Origin of the sequence: Streptomyces callyspongiae (genome assembly GCF_047200695.1) — a bacterium.
Taxonomy (GTDB): domain Bacteria; phylum Actinomycetota; class Actinomycetes; order Streptomycetales; family Streptomycetaceae; genus Streptomyces.
Map to the genome: position 1 here is coordinate 42770 of NZ_JBJZOM010000023.1, position 17475 is coordinate 60244.

At 73.4% G+C, this 17475-nt stretch carries 14 protein-coding genes; 12 read left to right on the forward strand and 2 right to left on the reverse strand.

Features of this window, described 5'->3' with window-relative positions; genetic code table 11:
* Positions 1 to 496 precede the first annotated feature (496 nt).
* The 3 genes from ACL06G_RS19690 (at position 497) to ACL06G_RS19700 (ending at position 6109) form a co-directional block, all read left to right on the forward strand.
* On the forward strand, positions 497 to 760 hold the full coding sequence (locus ACL06G_RS19690; RefSeq protein ID WP_412785298.1) for a WhiB family transcriptional regulator: 264 nt from the start codon (positions 497 to 499) through the stop codon (positions 758 to 760).
* Positions 761 to 905: 145 nt separating this feature from the next.
* Positions 906 to 4601, forward strand: coding sequence for a glycosyltransferase family 2 protein (locus ACL06G_RS19695; RefSeq protein WP_412836429.1), 3696 nt, complete (start codon positions 906 to 908; stop codon positions 4599 to 4601).
* Positions 4598 to 6109, forward strand: coding sequence for a DUF5719 family protein (locus ACL06G_RS19700; protein WP_412785296.1), 1512 nt, complete (start codon positions 4598 to 4600; stop codon positions 6107 to 6109). Before ACL06G_RS19695 ends, ACL06G_RS19700 begins: the two co-directional genes overlap by 4 nt.
* A gap of 91 nt (positions 6110 to 6200) precedes the next feature.
* On the opposite strand, the gene ACL06G_RS19705 is transcribed toward ACL06G_RS19700, so the two are convergent.
* Positions 6201 to 6641 (reverse strand): metallopeptidase family protein, encoded by a 441-nt coding sequence (locus ACL06G_RS19705; protein WP_412785295.1) that lies wholly within the window; start codon positions 6639 to 6641, stop codon positions 6201 to 6203.
* 239 nt (positions 6642 to 6880) lie between these two features.
* Here ACL06G_RS19705 and ACL06G_RS19710 point away from each other — a divergent pair, with 239 nt between their 5' ends.
* The 8 genes from ACL06G_RS19710 (at position 6881) to ACL06G_RS19745 (ending at position 15160) form a co-directional block, all read left to right on the forward strand.
* On the forward strand, positions 6881 to 7378 hold the full coding sequence (locus tag ACL06G_RS19710) for a DUF3499 domain-containing protein (RefSeq protein WP_412785294.1): 498 nt from the start codon (positions 6881 to 6883) through the stop codon (positions 7376 to 7378).
* Between the two features lie 66 nt (positions 7379 to 7444).
* Positions 7445 to 8803 carry a phosphomannomutase/phosphoglucomutase gene (locus tag ACL06G_RS19715; protein WP_412785293.1) on the forward strand — a complete coding sequence of 453 codons (1359 nt, stop codon included), beginning with the start codon at positions 7445 to 7447 and terminating at the stop codon, positions 8801 to 8803.
* Positions 8804 to 8947: 144 nt separating this feature from the next.
* Positions 8948 to 9148, forward strand: a complete 201-nt coding sequence (locus tag ACL06G_RS19720; RefSeq protein WP_412785292.1) for a Trm112 family protein — start codon at positions 8948 to 8950, stop codon at positions 9146 to 9148.
* Between the two features lie 50 nt (positions 9149 to 9198).
* Positions 9199 to 10332: an SIS domain-containing protein gene (locus ACL06G_RS19725; RefSeq protein WP_412836430.1), complete on the forward strand. Its 1134-nt coding sequence runs from the start codon at positions 9199 to 9201 to the stop codon at positions 10330 to 10332.
* 80 nt (positions 10333 to 10412) lie between these two features.
* Positions 10413 to 11621 (forward strand): mannose-6-phosphate isomerase, class I, encoded by a 1209-nt coding sequence (manA, locus tag ACL06G_RS19730; protein WP_412836431.1) that lies wholly within the window; start codon positions 10413 to 10415, stop codon positions 11619 to 11621.
* 41 nt (positions 11622 to 11662) lie between these two features.
* Positions 11663 to 12649: a cation diffusion facilitator family transporter gene (locus ACL06G_RS19735; protein ID WP_412785289.1), complete on the forward strand. Its 987-nt coding sequence runs from the start codon at positions 11663 to 11665 to the stop codon at positions 12647 to 12649.
* A gap of 313 nt (positions 12650 to 12962) precedes the next feature.
* Positions 12963 to 14426: an adenosylhomocysteinase gene (gene ahcY, locus ACL06G_RS19740; RefSeq protein ID WP_412785288.1), complete on the forward strand. Its 1464-nt coding sequence runs from the start codon at positions 12963 to 12965 to the stop codon at positions 14424 to 14426.
* Positions 14427 to 14536: 110 nt separating this feature from the next.
* Complete coding sequence (locus ACL06G_RS19745) at positions 14537 to 15160, forward strand: hypothetical protein (protein WP_412785287.1); 624 nt, start codon at positions 14537 to 14539, stop codon at positions 15158 to 15160.
* Positions 15161 to 15237: 77 nt separating this feature from the next.
* Here ACL06G_RS19745 and ACL06G_RS19750 read toward each other — a convergent pair whose 3' ends face one another.
* Positions 15238 to 16206 carry an RDD family protein gene (locus ACL06G_RS19750; protein ID WP_412785286.1) on the reverse strand — a complete coding sequence of 323 codons (969 nt, stop codon included), beginning with the start codon at positions 16204 to 16206 and terminating at the stop codon, positions 15238 to 15240.
* A gap of 106 nt (positions 16207 to 16312) precedes the next feature.
* On the opposite strand from ACL06G_RS19750, the gene ACL06G_RS19755 reads away from it, so the two are divergent.
* On the forward strand, positions 16313 to 17317 hold the full coding sequence (locus ACL06G_RS19755) for a stage II sporulation protein M (RefSeq protein ID WP_412785285.1): 1005 nt from the start codon (positions 16313 to 16315) through the stop codon (positions 17315 to 17317).
* Positions 17318 to 17475 lie beyond the last annotated feature (158 nt).

A 17475-nucleotide genomic window follows, 5' to 3' on the forward strand; every position in this document is an offset into this window, starting at 1 on the left:
ACGACGGCCGGGGAAGCGTGCCGTCCGCTGCGGGGACTCGGGGCGGGAGGAAAGGAGAGGGCGACGTCGGTGTCAACCGGGAGTGGCGTTCGGCGGGTCATGTCTCATCAGGACGAGTGGAGCTTCTCGCGGTGAGGTTTGTGCGTTCGGAAAGGGGGACACATGGCGCAGCGTCCGGGTGCGGGCGGCGTTGCGGATCCGTGATGCGAATGTGATCCATCGCGCTCCGCCCCGACCCCGGGAACATGATCGGCCGGCGACTCGTCACTCCGTGCGGAAGGGCCCACCGGGGTCCCTCCGGTGCACCTGTCATGTTTTGTGGAGATTTGAACACTTTCCGTAGGGGTGTGGTTCCGCAGGGTGAATATCGGGCTCAATGGCAGATCTCAGCTTGACCCTCCCGGATCGGCACACTTGTAATTTCACACGTGTCGATCGGGTGTGAAGGGTCACGACGGCATCACGGGGAAGCAAAGACGTCACGAGGGGCGCGTACATGACCGAGCTGGTGGAGCAACTGCTGGTCGAAGAATCGGACGAGGAACTCGGCTGGCAGGAGCGTGCGCTCTGCGCCCAGACCGATCCCGAGTCGTTCTTCCCCGAGAAGGGCGGTTCCACGCGAGAGGCGAAGAAGGTCTGCCTCGCCTGTGAAGTCCGTTCTGAATGCCTCGAATACGCACTCGCCAACGACGAGCGCTTCGGGATCTGGGGCGGGCTCTCCGAGCGCGAGCGCCGGCGCCTGAAGAAGGCCGCCGTCTGAGCGGGTCGGTGCACGAAGCCGCCCGAGTGGTACGGAGCCGTCAGGCCCTCCGCGACGAAGCATTAGTGTGGGCCCGTCCGCGACGCCGCCCCCGCACGAGCGGGGGCACGTCCACGCCGTCCACCCACACAGGGCTTGTACCTCGATGTCCGTGCACAGCCACTCGGCGGCCCCACACCAGGCAGCCACACCCGACTTCCCCCGGCACGTCGTCACCGCCGTGCTCGTCTCCCACGACGGCGCGCGCTGGCTGCCCGAAGCCCTGTCGGGGCTCGTCGGGCAGGAACGGCCGGTCCAGAACGTCGTCGCCGCCGACACCGGCAGTGCCGACGAGTCGGCCCGCCTCCTGGCCGAGACCCTCGGACCGGACCGGGTGCTCCACCTGGCACGGCGCACCGGTTTCGGCGCCGCCGTCGACGAAGCCGCCCGCACCGCCGGGACCCCCACCCCGGACGACCTGCCGTACCTCAAACGCCCCAGCGGCTGGGACCCGGTCACCCGTACCTGGCACGACGAGGCGTACGACATGCCCGAACTGCCGCACGGCGAGCCCGTGCAGTGGCTCTGGCTGCTCCACGACGACTGCGCCCCCGCACCCGACGCCCTCCACCACCTCCTGCGCGTCGTCGACGCCGACCCCTCCGTGGCGGTCGTCGGCCCGAAGCTCCGCAGCTGGTACGACCGCAGGCAGCTCCTCGAAGCGGGCGTCAGCATCGCCAACAGCGGCCGCCGTTGGACCGGTGTGGAACGCCGGGAACAGGACCAGGGGCAGCACGACCAGGTGCGAGCGGTCCTGTCCGTCTCCAGCGCGGGCATGTTGATCCGGCGCGACGTCTACGAGGCGCTCGGCGGCTTCGACCCCCATCTCCCTCTCATGCGCGACGACGTGGACCTCTGCTGGCGCGTCCACGCCGCCGGCCACCGGGTCCTGGTCGCACCCGACGCCCACATGCGGCACGCCGAGGCGGCCTCCCGCGAGCGGCGCCCGGTGGACTGCGTCGGCCGCGGCGGCGGAACCAGCCCCCACCGCGTGGACAAGGCCGGCGCCGTCTACACCCTCCTTGCGAACGCCCCCGGAGCGACACTGCCGTGGGTGCTGCTGCGGCTCGTCCTCGGTACGCTGCTGCGCACCCTGGCCTACCTGGTCGGCAAGGTGCCCGGCCAGGCACTCGACGAGGTCTCCGGTCTCGCCGGCACCCTGCTGCGCCCGCTCCGCCTGCTCTCGGCCCGCAGGCGGCGGGGCAAACCCGTCGTGGAGCGCCGTGCGTTGCGGTCACTGTTCCCGCCTCCCGGCGCCACCGTCCGCGCCACCCTCGAACAGGTCGCCAGCAACTTCGTCGGCCGCGCCGAACCCGACCGCTCCTCCGGCGGCCGCCACGGCGCCGTCGAATCCGGGCCGGGCGACGACGACGCCGATTTCTTCGAGGTCGAGCAGTTCGCCCGGCTCAAGCGCATCGCGCAGAAACCCGGCCCCGTCCTGTTCACCGTGCTCCTTCTCGTCTCGCTGATCGCCTGCCGCTCGCTGCTCGCCGGCGGGGCACTGGCCGGCGGCGCCCTGCTGCCCGCTCCGGCCGACATCGGTGACCTCTGGGCGCGCTACACCGACGCCTGGCACCCCGTCGGGATCGGAGGAACCCCGACCGCGCCTCCGTACCTCGCGGCCCTCGCCCTCGTGTCCACGGTCCTGTTCGGCAGCACCGGCCTCACCGTCACCCTGCTGCTGGTCTGCTCGGTCCCGTTGGCCTGCGTCACGGCCTACTTCGCTTCCCGGCCGCTCGTCGCCTCCCGACTGGTACGCGCCTGGGCGGCCGTCGCCTACGCCTTCCTGCCCGCCGCCACCGGCGCCCTCGCCGGCGGCCGCATCGGCACCGCCGTGCTGGCGATCGTCCTCCCGCTGCTGGCCCGCACCGCCGTCGCGGCGAGCGGACTGCGCGGTCGGGCCTCGTGGCGCGCGGTCTGGACCCACGCCCTGCTGCTCACCTTCGTCATGGCCTTCACCCCCGTGGTGTGGCCCGTCGCGCTGGTCCTCACCCTTGCCGCCGCGGTCTTCGTGCAGCGGCGCGGTGAGGGGACGGTTGGCACCGCGATGCGTGCCGCCGTGGTCGTCGGCACTCCCGTGCTGCTGCTGGCGCCCTGGTCCCTCTCGCTCCTCCTGGAACCGGCCCGCCTCCTCGAGGAAGCGGGCCTGCCCTACGGCGCCGGCTCCGCCGACGCGGTGGACCTGCTCACCCTGTCCCCCGGCGGCCCCGGCGCGGCAGGCGGGCTGCTGATGGCGGGTCTGGTCCTGGTGGCTCTCGCCGCGCTGCTGCGCGCGGACCGCACGACCCCGGTGCGCGTGGCCTGGGTGGCCGCCCTCGTGGCCCTGTCCTTCGCCGCACTGGCCAACACCCGGGCGTGGGCCGGGCCGGCAACCCTCGTCTACGGGGTCGCCCTGCTCAGCGCCGCTGCCGTCGGGGCGGAGGGCGCCCGCGACAGGGTGGCCTCGCAGAACTTCGGGTGGAAACAGCCCGTGGCCGTGCTGGTCGCCGCCGCGGCGGTCGCGGCTCCGCTGGTGGCCGCGGTGGGCTGGATGATCGGCGGGGCCGACGGCCCCCTCACCCGCCGCAGCCCCGTGCAGGTCCCCGCCTTCGTCGCGGAGGAGAGCTCGACCGCGGACCAGGCCCGCACACTGGTGCTCTCCGGCGAGGCCGCCGACTCCGTGAGCGCGACCCGCAGCGTCTCCTACGCCCTGGTCCGCGGCTCCGGCGCACGCCTCGGCGACGCCGACCTGGCGGCCGGGACGGACGGCGGCAGCCGCCTCGACGACGTCGTCGCCCACCTGATCGCCGGTTCCGGCGCCGACCAGACCGCCCGGCTCGCCGACTACGCCGTCGCCTACGTCCTGGTCCGCGACGACGCGCCGCGCCGCATGAGCCGCACCCTCGACGCCACCCCGGGACTGACCCGGCTCAGCCAGGAGGACGGCAGCGCCCTGTGGCAGGTGGACGCCGAGGTCGCACGCGTCACCGTCGTCCCCGAGGAGGGCGGCAGGGCCGGGAACGGCGCCTCGCAGCCGGTGCGTGTCGCGTCGGGCCCCGTCGAGGCGCACACCGACATCCCCGACGGCCCGGCGGGCCGTGTGCTGCGCGTCGCCGACCGCGCCGACGACGGCTGGCGCGCCACCCTCGACGGCCGCCCGCTGAAGCCGACCACCCTCGACGGCTGGGCACAGGGCTTCGCCCTCCCGGCCCAGGGCGGCCGACTGGACCTGACCTACGAGAGCCCCCTGCCGCACACCCTCTGGTTGTGGGCGCAGGCGCTGCTCACGCTCGTGGCCCTGGTACTCGCCCTTCCCGGCAGGCGCCGGGAGGTCGACGACGACCTGCCGCAGGCGGCAGGCGTCCCGGCGCAGCCGGTGCCGGGGGAGGGGCGCCGCGCCCGCCGTCTCCGGGCCCAGGCGGAGGCCGCCGGCACCCCGATGGCGGAACCGGCGCCTCCGCAGGACGACGTCGGCCCGGTACCGTCCGAGCACACCGGCGGGGCGACGGACCACGGCGCCTTCCCCGAGGCGCCCCCCGGGGCGCCGGGCCCGCCGCCCGCACCGCCCATGCCCGAGCAGGTGCCGTACGGCCAGTACGCCGGCTTCCACGGCGGGACCGAGGAGCCCTTCGACCCCGGTGAGGACGTCTTCGCCGAAGCCCCTCGCAGCACTCCCGGGCCCGACGGGTACGGCGCGCAGCCGTACCTCCCCGGGCAGCAGCCCCACGCCGGCGACCAGGACCCGTACGCACCCGGTCCGTACGGCTACGACCCCGCCGCCCACGACGTCCCCAGGTACGGCGACAGGAGCAGCGAGCAGTGAACCGCACCACCCTCTCCCTGATCGGCGCGTCCACCGTGCTGGCCGCGGTCACCGGCCTCACGGCGCTCACCGCACCGGACCCGCATGCCGGCACCGGCGCGCCGTCGGCGGCGCGGCTGCCGGTGCAGCGCTCCACCCTGCTCTGCCCCCAGCCGTCCGCCTCCGACCTCGCCGAGACCCGGTACACCGCGCACACCCCGCCGGACGACGTCACGGGGGAGGGGGAGGCGGCGCTGCTGCCGCTGGCAGAGAAGGACGACGGCCTCGGCGGGGACGAAAGCGGCCCGCAGGCCGGGGGCGGCAAGGAGGCCGAGCCCTTCCTGCCGCTGAAGAAGCCCGGCACACCCGTCACCGACACCGTCGGCACGGCGGACGCACCCGCACTCGCCGGATCCGCCGAAGGCCCCCTCGCCCCCGGCTGGACCGTGCAGCAGACCACAGTGGTCTCGGCGGGCAGCGGGCGCGGCATGTACGGCACCGGCTGTCAGGCACCCGACACCGACTTCTGGTTCCCGGGGGCCAGCACCGCCGAAGGGCGTCAGGACTTCGTCCACCTCACCAACCCGGACGACAGTGCCGCCGTCGTCGACCTGGGGCTCCACGGAGAGGACGGGGCGATCGAGTCGGACGCCGGTGAAGCCCTCACGGTCCCGCCCCGGTCCACGCTGCGGGTGCTGCTGTCGACCCTGACCGACGAGCCTGTCGCCGACCTCACGGTGCACGGCGTCGTCCGTACCGGCCGGGTCTCCGCCCAGGTGCAGGCAGCCGACGAGAAGACGGGCGGCGACTGGCTGCCGACCGCCGGCGTTCCCCGGCCCACCGCCGTCATCCCGGGCATCCCCGCCGACGCGACGTCCGTCCGGCTCGTGGTGCACGCGCCCGGGGCGAGCGACGCCGACCTCGCGGTGCGCCTGGCGACCCCCAGCGGCACCATCACCCCGGCCGGTGCGGAGACACTCCACGTCAAGTCCGGCACGACCAGCGCCGTCGACCTCGACTCTCTCACCCAGGGAGCGGCCGCCTCGCTCAGCCTCGCGCCCACGGACGACGGCGACACCGCACCCGTCGTGGCGGCCGTCCGCGTGACCCGGGGCAAGGGGGACGCGCAGGAGACCGCATTCATCCCCGCCACCACCCCGGTCGAGAAACGGGCGACCGCAGCGGGGAACCGCACGAAGGACAGCACGCTCTCGCTGCTCGCCCTCGGCCGCGGCGCCGAGGTCCGGGTGACGGCCTCCGCCGGAACCGACGGCGGGAGCCCGCAGAGCCGGACGTACACCCTGAAGCAGGGGACCACCACCGACGTCGAGGCGCCGCGGCCCGAGGACGGCAAGGGGCCCTACGCCCTCACCGTGGAGCGGGTGTCGGGCGGCGAGGTGTACGCCGCGCGTACGCTCGCCCGCAAGCAGAACGGTGTCCCGATGTTCACCGTGCAGGCCCTGCCCGACGACCGCGGCCGTGTCGCGGTGCCGCGGGCGTCCCAGGATCTGACGGTGCTGAACCAATGACCAATGATCGGTGACCGGTGACCGGCGAGCCCGTGAACCCGTGAAGTGCCGATTCCCGGGCCGCCGGAGTCCCGGCCGCCCGGGGGCGGCCTCAGTCCTCGCCGTACCGCGGGTCCACGGACTCCGGTGCCAGCCCGAGCAGTTCGGCGACCTGCTCCACCACCACCTCGTGCACCAGCAGTGCCCGCTCGTCGCGGTTCTTGCTGCGCAGTTCCACGGGGCGCCGGTAGACCACGACGCAGTCCGGGCGCCTGCCGTGCGCGGGGATCAGCCGCCCCAGCGGCACGACCCCGTCCGAGGCGTCCGCGTCGCCGCGCGGGACCTCCTGCACGGCGAAGTCCACGCCGGTCAGTTGCGGCCAGTGCCGTTCCAGCCGTTGCGCCGCGTCGCGCACCAGGTCGTCGAACGCCTCGGACCGGGTCACTGCGAGCGGCACCTGCGGCGGCGCCAGGGGACCGCGCATACCGCGGCCGTGCCGGTCCCGGTGGTGCGGCCGCCGGCCGGACACCCGGGGCGGTGGGGCATCGCTCATCACCCGAAAGCGTAGCCTTCCCGCTCCGCACCGCACTCCCGAGCCGCTCCGATGCCACCCGGGTGTCGCAATCGGACCGTTCCGGTGCCGAACGGCGACAGTCGAGTTGCGTTCCGTGATCGGCGATTCCGCACGGAACGACCGGTTCCCCGTGTCTTCGTGACCGCGTCCCCGACAGGCCTCCGACGGCGCAACCGGCCCCCGGCGCACCCCTTCCGCTCCGCCCCAGGTGGGCGCGAGTGCGCAGGAACAACGCGTCTCGGACGAACGGGACGACACGGCGGGGTGACTGTCCAGAGAGTCGTCGCAGCCCGCTCACAAGTGCGGTACCGTCCAACGTCGTGAGTCCTGTACGTCGCTGTTCGCGCACCGCGTGCGGCCGCCCCGCCGTGGCCACGCTGACGTACGTCTACGCGGACTCCACGGCCGTCCTCGGCCCGCTCGCGACCTACGCCGAACCGCACTGCTACGACCTGTGCGCCGAGCACTCGGAGCGGCTGACCGCCCCGCGCGGCTGGGAGGTGGTCCGGCTCGCCCCCGATCCGGACCGTACCGGCCCGAGCAGCGACGACCTGGAGGCGCTGGCCGACGCCGTGCGCGAGGCCGCACGCACCCGCGGCCGCCCGGACCGCGAGCTGCCGCCCGGGGAGGGCGCAGGACCCCGCGGCCCCTCCGGCGACCCGATGGAGGTCGCCCGCCGCGGACACCTGCGGGTACTGCGCTCCCCCGAGTCCTGAGTCCGGCTCCTCCCCGGCGCCGGGTAGATTGGCGTCCGACCGTCGACATGGGAGTAGAGGGTGGCAGTGACTGATCTGTCCCGGATCGTGAAGGCGTACGACGTGCGGGGCGTCGTGCCCGACGAGTGGGACGAGCACCTGGCGGAACTGTTCGGAGCGGCATTCGTCCAGGTCACCGAGGCGCAGGCGATCGTCGTCGGGCACGACATGCGTCCGTCCTCGCCCGGACTCGCCGCCGCCTTCGGGCGCGGGGCGGCGAGTCGCGGCGCCGACGTCACCGAGATCGGGCTCTGCTCCACCGACCAGCTGTACTTCGCCAGCGGCCGCCTCGACCTGCCCGGTGCGATGTTCACGGCCTCGCACAACCCCGCGCAGTACAACGGCATCAAGATGTGCCGGGCCGGAGCCGCGCCGGTCGGCCAGGACACCGGCCTGTCCGAAATCCGCGACCTCGTCGCCTCCTGGGCCGCCTCGGGCCCTCCCGCGACGGGAGCGACACCCGGAACCGTCACCCGTCGGGACATGCTCGCGGACTACGCGGAGCACCTGCGTTCCCTGGTCGACCTCTCGGACATCCGCCCGCTGAAGGTCGTGGTCGACGCCGGCAACGGCATGGGCGGCCACACGGTTCCCTCCGTGTTCGCCGGTCTGCCGATCGAGGTGGACGCCCTCTACTTCGAGCTGGACGGCACCTTCCCCCACCACGAGGCCAACCCGCTCGACCCGAAGAACATCGTCGACCTGCAGGCACGGGTCCGCGAGACCGGGGCCGACATCGGCCTCGCGTTCGACGGCGACGCGGACCGCTGCTTCGTCGTCGACGGCAGCGGCGACCCGGTGTCGCCCTCCGCCGTCACCGCACTGGTCGCCGAGCGGGAGCTGGCCAAGGAGCCCGGTTCGACCGTCATCCACAACTGCATCACCTCCTGGTCGGTGCCCGAGGTCGTCCGCGAGGCCGGCGGCGTGCCGGTGCGCACCCGCGTCGGGCACTCGTTCATCAAGGAGGAGATGGCCCGCACCGGAGCGATCTTCGGCGGCGAGCACTCCGCGCACTACTACTTCCGCGACTTCTGGAACGCCGACACCGGCATGCTCGCCGCGATGCACGTGCTGGCCGCGCTCGGCGGCCAGCCCGGTCCGCTGGCCGACCTGGTCTCCCGCTACGACCGGTACGCGGCTTCCGGCGAGATCAACAGCACCGTCGACGACCAGGCCGTCAGCCTCGCCGCCGTACGGAAGGCCTTCACCGGCCGCGACGGCGTCACGCTCGACGAACTCGACGGCCTCACCGTCACCGGCGAGGACTGGTGGTTCAACCTCCGCGCCTCCAACACCGAACCGCTGCTGCGGCTCAACGTCGAGGCGCGTGACGCGGACACCACGGCCCGCGTGCGGGACGACGTCCTCGCCCTCGTCCGGGGCTGACCCGCGCCCGCACCGCCGTACCCCGGGCCCCGCATCCGCCGGGGTACGGCGGGAGTACGGTGCCCGGTCCGCCCGACCGCCGCCGGACCCCGCCCGGCGGTACCCTGGCTCCACAGCCGCCCCCGCCCCGCGAAGGAACCGTCCATGCCGCTCGAAGCCGGTCTTCTCCAGATCCTCGCCTGCCCGGCGTGCCACGCCCCGCTCCGTGAGCAGGAGACCGGGAACACCGACGGGACGGCCCCCGCAACCGAACTGGTCTGCACCGGCGACCTGTGCGGTCTCGCCTACCCGGTGCGCGACGGTATCCCCGTCCTCCTCGTCGACGAGGCGCGCCGCCCCGCCTGACGGACGCCCGACCCGCGCCGCACCACGCGTTCGAACGGAGGCTCCGCCCGATGCTCGACGAGTCCCTGCTGGACGCTCCCGACGTCCTGACACGTGCCGATTCCGGCGGCCTGCTCCGCGGTGCCGCCGAATCCGGCGCGCGGGTGCGCAACGCCGTACGCCGGGCCCGCGAAGCGGGCCTTGCGGACCTCCGCCCCGAGGGCAGGCCCCGCGCCGTCCTCGTCGCGGGCCACGGCCCGGCGGCCGCCTGCGTCGCCGACACCCTCAACGCCCTCGGCGACGGCGGATCGGCGGTCACCCTGGTACGCCCCACCGGGGCGAATCCGACCCCCGAGGCCCTGCGGTGGTCCCTGCCCGGCTGGGCGGGCACCATGGATCTCCTGCTCCTGCTGAGCACTTCCGGGGAGGAGACCGGACTCGGGGCGCTCGCGGACCAGGCCTACCGGAGAGGCTGCACGGTCGTCACCGTCGCGCCCTCCGGCAGCGCACTCGCCGGCGCCGTCACCGACACGCACGGCCTGGCGCTGCCGCTCGCCCCCGGCCGCCCTGGCGAGACCCCCGACACCGGGCCGGGCACGTTCTGGGCGCTGCTGACACCGCTGCTCGCCCTCACCGACAGCTTCGGCCTCCTCACCGCCTCGTGGTCCGCACTCGACGGGCTGGCCGACCGCCTCGACGCCGTCGCGGAGCGCTGCGGACCGGCCGTGGAGACCTTCAGCAACCCGGCGAAGAGCCTCGCCGCCGAACTCTCCGGCACCCTCCCCCTGCTCTGGAGCGAAGGCCGCCTCGCCGGGGCGGCCGCCCGGCACGGCGCGACCGTCCTCGCCGCACAGGCGGGGCGCCCCGCCCTCGCGGCCGGGCTCCCCGAGGCGCTCACCGCCCACCAGGCGCTGCTGACCGGCCCCTTCGCGGCGGGCGGCGAGGACGCGGAGGACGACTTCTTCCGCGACCGCGTCGAGGAGCCCGAACCGTTCCACACCCGGATCCTGCTGCTCCGCGAGAGCCCCCCCGGCCCCGGATCCGCCGCGATCGCCGCACGCGAAGCCGCCTACGCGCGGGAGACGCCGTTCAGCGAGATCGAACCGGCGCAGGGCAGCGGCCCGCTGGAAGCCGTTGCGGAACTGATCGCCACACTGGATTTCGCCTCCGTTTACCTCACGCTCTCCCGCGGCGACGCATCCTGACACCTGCCGCAGCGCCGCCGTGCCCGCACGGCGGCCGGCGAGCCGTACCGCACCGCACCGAGCCCGAGGACCCGTCGCTGATGGACCGTCTGCAGAACACCGTGCGCCCCTACGCCTGGGGCTCCACCACCGCCCTGCCCGAGCTCCTCCGGGAGCGCCCCACGGGCGAGCCGCAGGCGGAACTGTGGATGGGCGCGCACCCCGGCGCCCCCTCGCACATCGACCGCGGCGACGGGCCGACGGCGCTCTCCGAGGTGATCGCCGCGGACCCGCACCGCGAACTGGGCCCCGCCACCGTCGACGCGTTCGGCCCGCAGCTGCCCTTCCTGCTGAAGCTCCTCGCCGCCGCGCAGCCCCTCTCTCTGCAGGTGCATCCCGACCCGGAGCAGGCCGCCGCGGGCTTCGCGGACGAGGAGGCGCGCGGCGTGCCCCGCGACGCACCGCACCGCAACTACAAGGACGACCGTCACAAGCCCGAACTCCTCGCCGCCCTCACGCCGTTCGAGGGCCTCTGCGGCTTCCGGCCCGCTGCCGGGTCCGCCGCGCTCCTCGCGGCGCTCGACGTGGGCGGCCTCGAGCCGTACGTCGACATCCTGCACGCCCGTCCCGAGTCCGCCGCGCTGCGCGAGGTCCTGACCGCCTTCCTGTCGGCGGACCGCTCCGAGATCGCCGGCACCGTCCGGCAGGCGGCGGACGCGGTCCGCCGCCTCGCCTCCGCGCCCGAGCCCGGCCGCTGGGCCGCGGACTGCGCGGCCTACGCCGACATCGCACGGCACCACCCCGACGACCCCGGGCTGCTGGCGGCGATGCTTCTGAACCACGTACGTCTGGAACCCGGCGAGGCGCTCCACCTCGACGCGGGCGTCCCGCACGCCTACCTGACGGGCCTGGGCGTGGAGATCATGGCCAACTCCGACAACGTTCTGCGCTGCGGCCTCACGCCGAAGCACGTGGACGTGCCCGAACTGCTGCGCGTCGTACGTTTCGAGGCGAGCGACCCGGCCGTGCTGACTCCCGAGGCCGACCCCGACGGAGCGGAGCCCTACACCACGCCCGTCAGCGAGTTCGCACTCTCGCGCCACGTCCTCGCCCCGGGCGGCGCGCCGCGCACACTGCGGGGCGACGCGGCACAGATCGTGCTCTGCACCGCCGGTCGCGCGACCCTCACCGACGAGGTGACAGGCACCGAAATCGTCCTGGAACAAGGGCAGTCGGTCTTTGTTCCTGCGGGCGAGCGACCGCGCGCGGTGGGCGACGGTACGATCTTCCGCGCCACGGTGGCCGTCTGACGCGGAGCGGCCCGGCCCCGACGAGAAGAGGAACCTGTCCCATGAGTGCATCAGGCGGAACGAAGGCGATCGTCGCCGCGCTGGGCGCCAACGTCTCCATCGCCGCAGCCAAGTTCGTCGCATGGGCGTTCAGCGGCTCGTCCTCGATGCTCGCCGAGGGAGTCCACTCGCTCGCCGACTCCGGCAACCAGGCGCTGCTGCTGCTCGGCGGCAAGCAGGCGAAGAAGGCCGAGAGCGAGGAGCACCCCTTCGGCTACGGCCGCGAGCGCTACATCTACAGCTTCCTGGTGTCCATCGTGCTCTTCGCCGTGGGCGGCGTCTTCGCCCTCTACGAGGGGTACGAGAAGATCGTGCACCCGCACGAACTCAGCCACTGGTACTGGCCGGTCGGCGTGCTCGTGTTCGCGATCATCGCCGAGGCCTTCTCCTTCCGCACCGCCATCAAGGAGGCGAACGCCCTCCGCGGCTCGCTGACCTGGACGCAGTTCGTCCGCCGCGCCAAGGCTCCCGAACTCCCGGTGGTCCTGCTGGAGGACCTGGGCGCCCTCGTCGGCCTCGTCCTCGCGCTCGTCGGAGTCGGGCTCGCCGTCGTCACCGGCAACGCCCTGTACGACGGCATCGGCACCCTGTGCATCGGCACCCTGCTGATCCTCATCGCCGCGGTGCTCGCCGCCGAGACGAAGTCGCTGCTGCTGGGCGAGGCCGCCGACGCCACCCAGATCCGGCGCATCCGCGAGGTGCTCGTCGACGGGGAGACCGTCACGGGCATCATCCACATGCGCACCCTGCACCTCGGACCGGAGGAACTGCTCGTCGCGGCGAAGATCGCCGTCCGCCACGACGACACCGCCGGCGAGGTGGCACGGGCCATCGACGAGGCCGAGGCCCGCATCCGCGGAGCCGTGCCCATCGCCCGCGTGATCTACCTCGAACCGGACGTGGAGCAGGCCGGCGCCGACCCGTCCGCGCCGAACACCGGCACCGCCACCATGGCGACCGGCTCGACGGACCCCGGCAACGGCGCCTGACCTGCCTCGACGCCCCGCAGGACGGCTGGGCCGGCAGCCGGGCCGTCCTGTTGTCGTCTTGCGTGCACCCCGCTTCATCCGTTCGACTGGTCCGGCGGTGTAGATTCGTAGTGCACAGACGTCGCTGCTGATGGCGGTCGGGCGACCCGGACGACGGGTCACCGAGGGAGAGAGGGCCTCCGACGGACTGGGCTGCGAAACAGGGGACAGCGTCCCGACGGGCCACCACGGCCTGGCGGGCACGTCGTCGTCCCCCCGCACCGCAGCACGGACCTGTCACCACACCTCGACATCCCGAGGAGATGCAGCTCGCATGACGACGACCGCCACGACGTCGACCCACGACTTCAAGGTCGCTGACCTCTCTCTGGCCGCCTTCGGCCGCAAGGAGATCGCCCTCGCCGAGCACGAGATGCCCGGCCTCATGGCGATCCGCAAGGAGTACGCCGCGGACAAGCCGCTGGCCGGCGCCCGCATCACCGGCTCCCTGCACATGACCGTGCAGACCGCCGTGCTCATCGAGACCCTCACGGCGCTCGGTGCGGAGGTCCGCTGGGCCTCCTGCAACATCTTCTCCACCCAGGACCACGCCGCCGCGGCCGTCGCCGTCGGCCCCGAGGGCACCCCCGAGAACCCCCAGGGCGTGCCGGTCTTCGCCTGGAAGGGCGAGACCCTGGAGGAGTACTGGTGGTGCACCGAGCAGGCTCTGACCTGGCCGGGCGCCGAGTCCGGTGGCCCCAACATGATCCTCGACGACGGCGGGGACGCCACCCTGCTCGTCCACAAGGGCGTCGAGTACGAGAAGGCGGGCAAGGCCCCGTCCGTCGAGGAGGCCGAGAACGACGAGCACCGCGTCGTCCTGGAGGTCCTGAACCGCACCCTGGCCGAGTCGCCGCAGAAGTGGACCCGGCTGGCCTCGGAGATCCGCGGTGTCACCGAGGAGACCACCACCGGTGTCCACCGGCTGTACGAGATGCAGCAGGCCGGCTCGCTGCTCTTCCCGGCGATCAACGTCAACGACTCGGTCACCAAGTCGAAGTTCGACAACAAGTACGGCTGCCGCCACTCCCTGGTCGACGGCATCAACCGCGCCACCGACGTCCTCGTCGGCGGCAAGGTTGCCGTGGTCTGCGGCTACGGCGACGTCGGCAAGGGCTGCGCGGACTCGCTGCGCGGGCAGGGTGCCCGCGTGATCATCACCGAGATCGACCCGATCTGCGCCCTGCAGGCCGCGATGGACGGCTACCAGGTCGCCCGTCTCGACGACGTCGTCGAGACCGCGGACATCTTCATCACCACGACCGGCAACAAGGACATCATCATGGCCGCCGACATGGCCCGGATGAAGCACCAGGCCATCGTGGGCAACATCGGCCACTTCGACAACGAGATCGACATGGCGGGACTCGCCGCCATCGACGGCATCGTCAAGGACGAGGTCAAGCCGCAGGTCCACACCTGGACCTTCCGCGACGGCAGGAAGATCATCGTGCTGTCCGAGGGACGGCTGCTCAACCTGGGCAACGCGACCGGTCACCCGTCGTTCGTCATGTCCAACTCCTTCGCGAACCAGACGATCGCCCAGATCGAGCTCTTCACGAAGCCGGAGGAGTACCCGACCGACGTGTACGTCCTGCCCAAGAAGCTCGACGAGAAGGTCGCCCGCCTGCACCTGGACGCCCTCGGCGTCGAGCTCACGGAGCTGCGCAAGGACCAGGCCGACTACATCGGCGTCCCGGTCGAAGGCCCGTACAAGCCGGAGCACTACCGGTACTGACCGGAACCGCGGCACGTCCGCGACCACCGCGTCACCGGGCAGGCCCCCGCTCCCGAGCGGGGGCCTGCCCCTTTTCCGGTCCGCCGCGGGGCGCTGCGTACAGTCGCGGCATGCCCAGCGGCCGCTACGTCCTCCACGACCCCTCCGACGGCTCCCCGCTCGGGGAGGAGCACTTCCAGTGCGCCACCGGCCCCTCGGGCTGGCGGTACGTCTCCCGCACCACAACCCCTTCCGGGCAGGCCGCCGGATCGACCGACCTGACACTCGACGCACGGGGCCGCGTCCTCCGCCTCGAGGTGCATGCCGGGGACTGGCAGGTGCGTGGCGGCACCCTCGACGGCGTCACCTGGGTGCGCACCGACCCCGCCGGCGCGCACGCGCAGCAGGGTTCGGCAGCCGCCCACGGCTTCACCGGGACGTCGCCCGCCTTCCTGGTCGCCACCGCCCTGCTGCTGCGCCCCGGCACCGGCGGGCCGTCGGTCCGCGCCCGACTGGTCGAGCTCGCCCCTCCGGTCCTCGCGCCCCGCACCCTCGACCGGGCCTGGCGACTCGCGTCCGCCGACACCCACGCCACCGACAGCGGTCCCCTCGTCGTGGAGAACTACCTGGTGACGGATCTGGAGACCGGCGAGGAGCAGGCGGTGCACCTGTCGGGTGACGTGGTGCTCGCCGCCCCCGGCGTCGAACTCGAGGACCTCACCGCACCCCCGTCGACCTTCCCCACGGCGCACTGAGGGGGCGGAAGGAAGGGAGTTGCGAGCAGAAGGGGAGGAACGGAACCGGGAACCGACCGCGCGTCGGCGGGCCTGCCTCAGACCGGCGGCACGAAGCCGGTGGCCGGACGTCCGGGCGTGCTCCGCGACTCGGTCCCGTCGGGGGAGCCGGGCGGGGGCGCGGGCCCAGCCGCCGGCGGTGCGGCGGTACGGTGCTCCTCCCGCGGCCGTGCCACCGCCTCCGCCGGCGCCCCGCCGTGGTGCGCGGCGCCGTGGTGCGCGGCGCCGTGGTGCGCGACGTCGCCCGGGATGCTGCCCTGCGTTCCGAAAGCGCGCTGCGCGTCCCGCTCGCGCCGCTCGGCCAGGACTCCTGCGAGGTAGGCCCACGGCGGAAGGTCGGCGGGAACCGCCACACCGGTACGGGCAGCGACGTCCGACGCCAACCGCACCGCCATGTCCCTTCCGACGACGGCGTCGAGCTCGTCCGCCCGCATCAGGTACTGCCGCACCGCCAGCCACAGCGGTTCCGGCACGCGGGAAAGGTCGAGCCCGGCGAAGCGTCCGGCGAGCCACGGCGGTACGGCGGGCGCCGCCGAGGCCGGCACGGCGGGGACGCGTTCCCGAACCACGACGGTGCCGGCGAACACGTCGCCCAGCCGCCTGCCGCGGGCGGAGACGAGCGAGGCGATGCAGGCGATCACCCCCATAGACAGCGTGATCTCGACGGCGCCGAAGGCACCCCGGACCAGCGCGTGCCGGAACCGCACCGGACCGCCGTCCTCCCGCAGCACCCGCAGTCCGCAGGCGGCCTTCCCCACGGACCGGCCCCGGCCCAGCGTCTCCACGGCGATCGGCGCACCGACCGGCACCAGGACGAACAACGCGATCTGCACGGCGGTCACGGCCGCCACGTCGAGGGAGGAGACCGCCGTCAGCATCAGGACGGACAGCACCACGTACAGCGTCCAGTAGAGCGCCAGGTCGAGCATCACCGCCAGCGCCCGGGTCGGCATCCGGGCGGGCCGGAGTCCGAGAACGACCGCGTCGCCCGTCACCAGTTCGCTCACCCGGCAGCCTCCTCGGCGCGTCGTGGCCTCCGGGTGCACCGCCGCACCCGCTCCCCTCCCGTGAACAGTCTGCCGTGCGGGGGCAGTCGTCTGCCAAGCTCTCCCCATGGATCTGGACGTGTTCGTGGCCGCGCACCGGGCGGACTGGGACCGGTTGGAGGTGCTGCTCCGGCGCCGCAGGCCCACGGGTGCCGAGGTGGACGAGCTCGTGACGCTCTACCAGCGCACGTCGACCCACCTGTCCCAGGTACGGTCCGCGGCGCCGGACCCCGCCGTCGTCGGTCGCCTCACCGGGCTCGTGGCACGCGGCCGCAGCGCCGTCACGGGCGCGCGGCGCTCCTCCTGGCGGGACGCCGGACGCTTCTTCGCCGCGGGTTTCCCCGCCGCCGTCTACCGGACACGCCACTGGTGGGTGCCCACGGCTCTGCTCTCCGTCCTGGTCGCCGCGCTGCTCGGATGGTGGATCGGCACCCATCCCGAGGTGCAGGCGACCATCGGTGCACCGCGCGAGCTGCGCGAGCTGACCCGGCCGGGAGGCCAGTACGAGAGCTACTACTCGACGCACCCGGCGGCCTCGTTCGCGGCCCAGGTGTGGACGAACAACGCGCAGGCCGCGGCGATCTGCCTGGTGTTCGGGGCGCTGCTCGGGCTCCCCGTGCTGTGGATCCTGTTCCAGAACATGCTCAACCTCGGCGTCGGCATCGGCCTGATGGCGTCCGTGGACCGCCTGGACACCTTCCTCGGACTGGTCCTGCCGCACGGCCTCCTCGAGCTGACGGCCGTGTTCGTCGCTGCGGGCACCGGTCTGCGCCTGGGCTGGACCGTCGTCGACCCGGGACCCCGCACCCGGCGGACGGCCCTGGCAGAGGAGGGCAGAGCCGCGCTCGGGATGGCCGTGGGGCTCGCGGTCGTACTCCTGGTCTCCGGTGCCATCGAGGGGTTCGTGACACCGTCCGGGCTGCCGACCTGGGCCCGCGTCGGCATCGGCGTCGTGGCGGAAGGCGCGTTCCTGGCGTACGTGTACGGCCCCGGTCGGCGCGCGGCCGGAGCAGGGGAGACCGGGGACGTAGCGGAACCGGACCGGACGGAGGCCCGCCCCCTGGCGGCGTGATGTGCGTCGGGGGCGGGACACCTGTTACAGTCGTCCGGTCCCCGAGAGACCTGTTGACGCAGGTTCGAAGGGGCAGTAGCTTTGAGAAGTTGCCCTGAACGCGATGAGCGTGAGAGCATCTTCCCGGGTCTCCACTGTTTCCCTCGCATTCGCCTCCC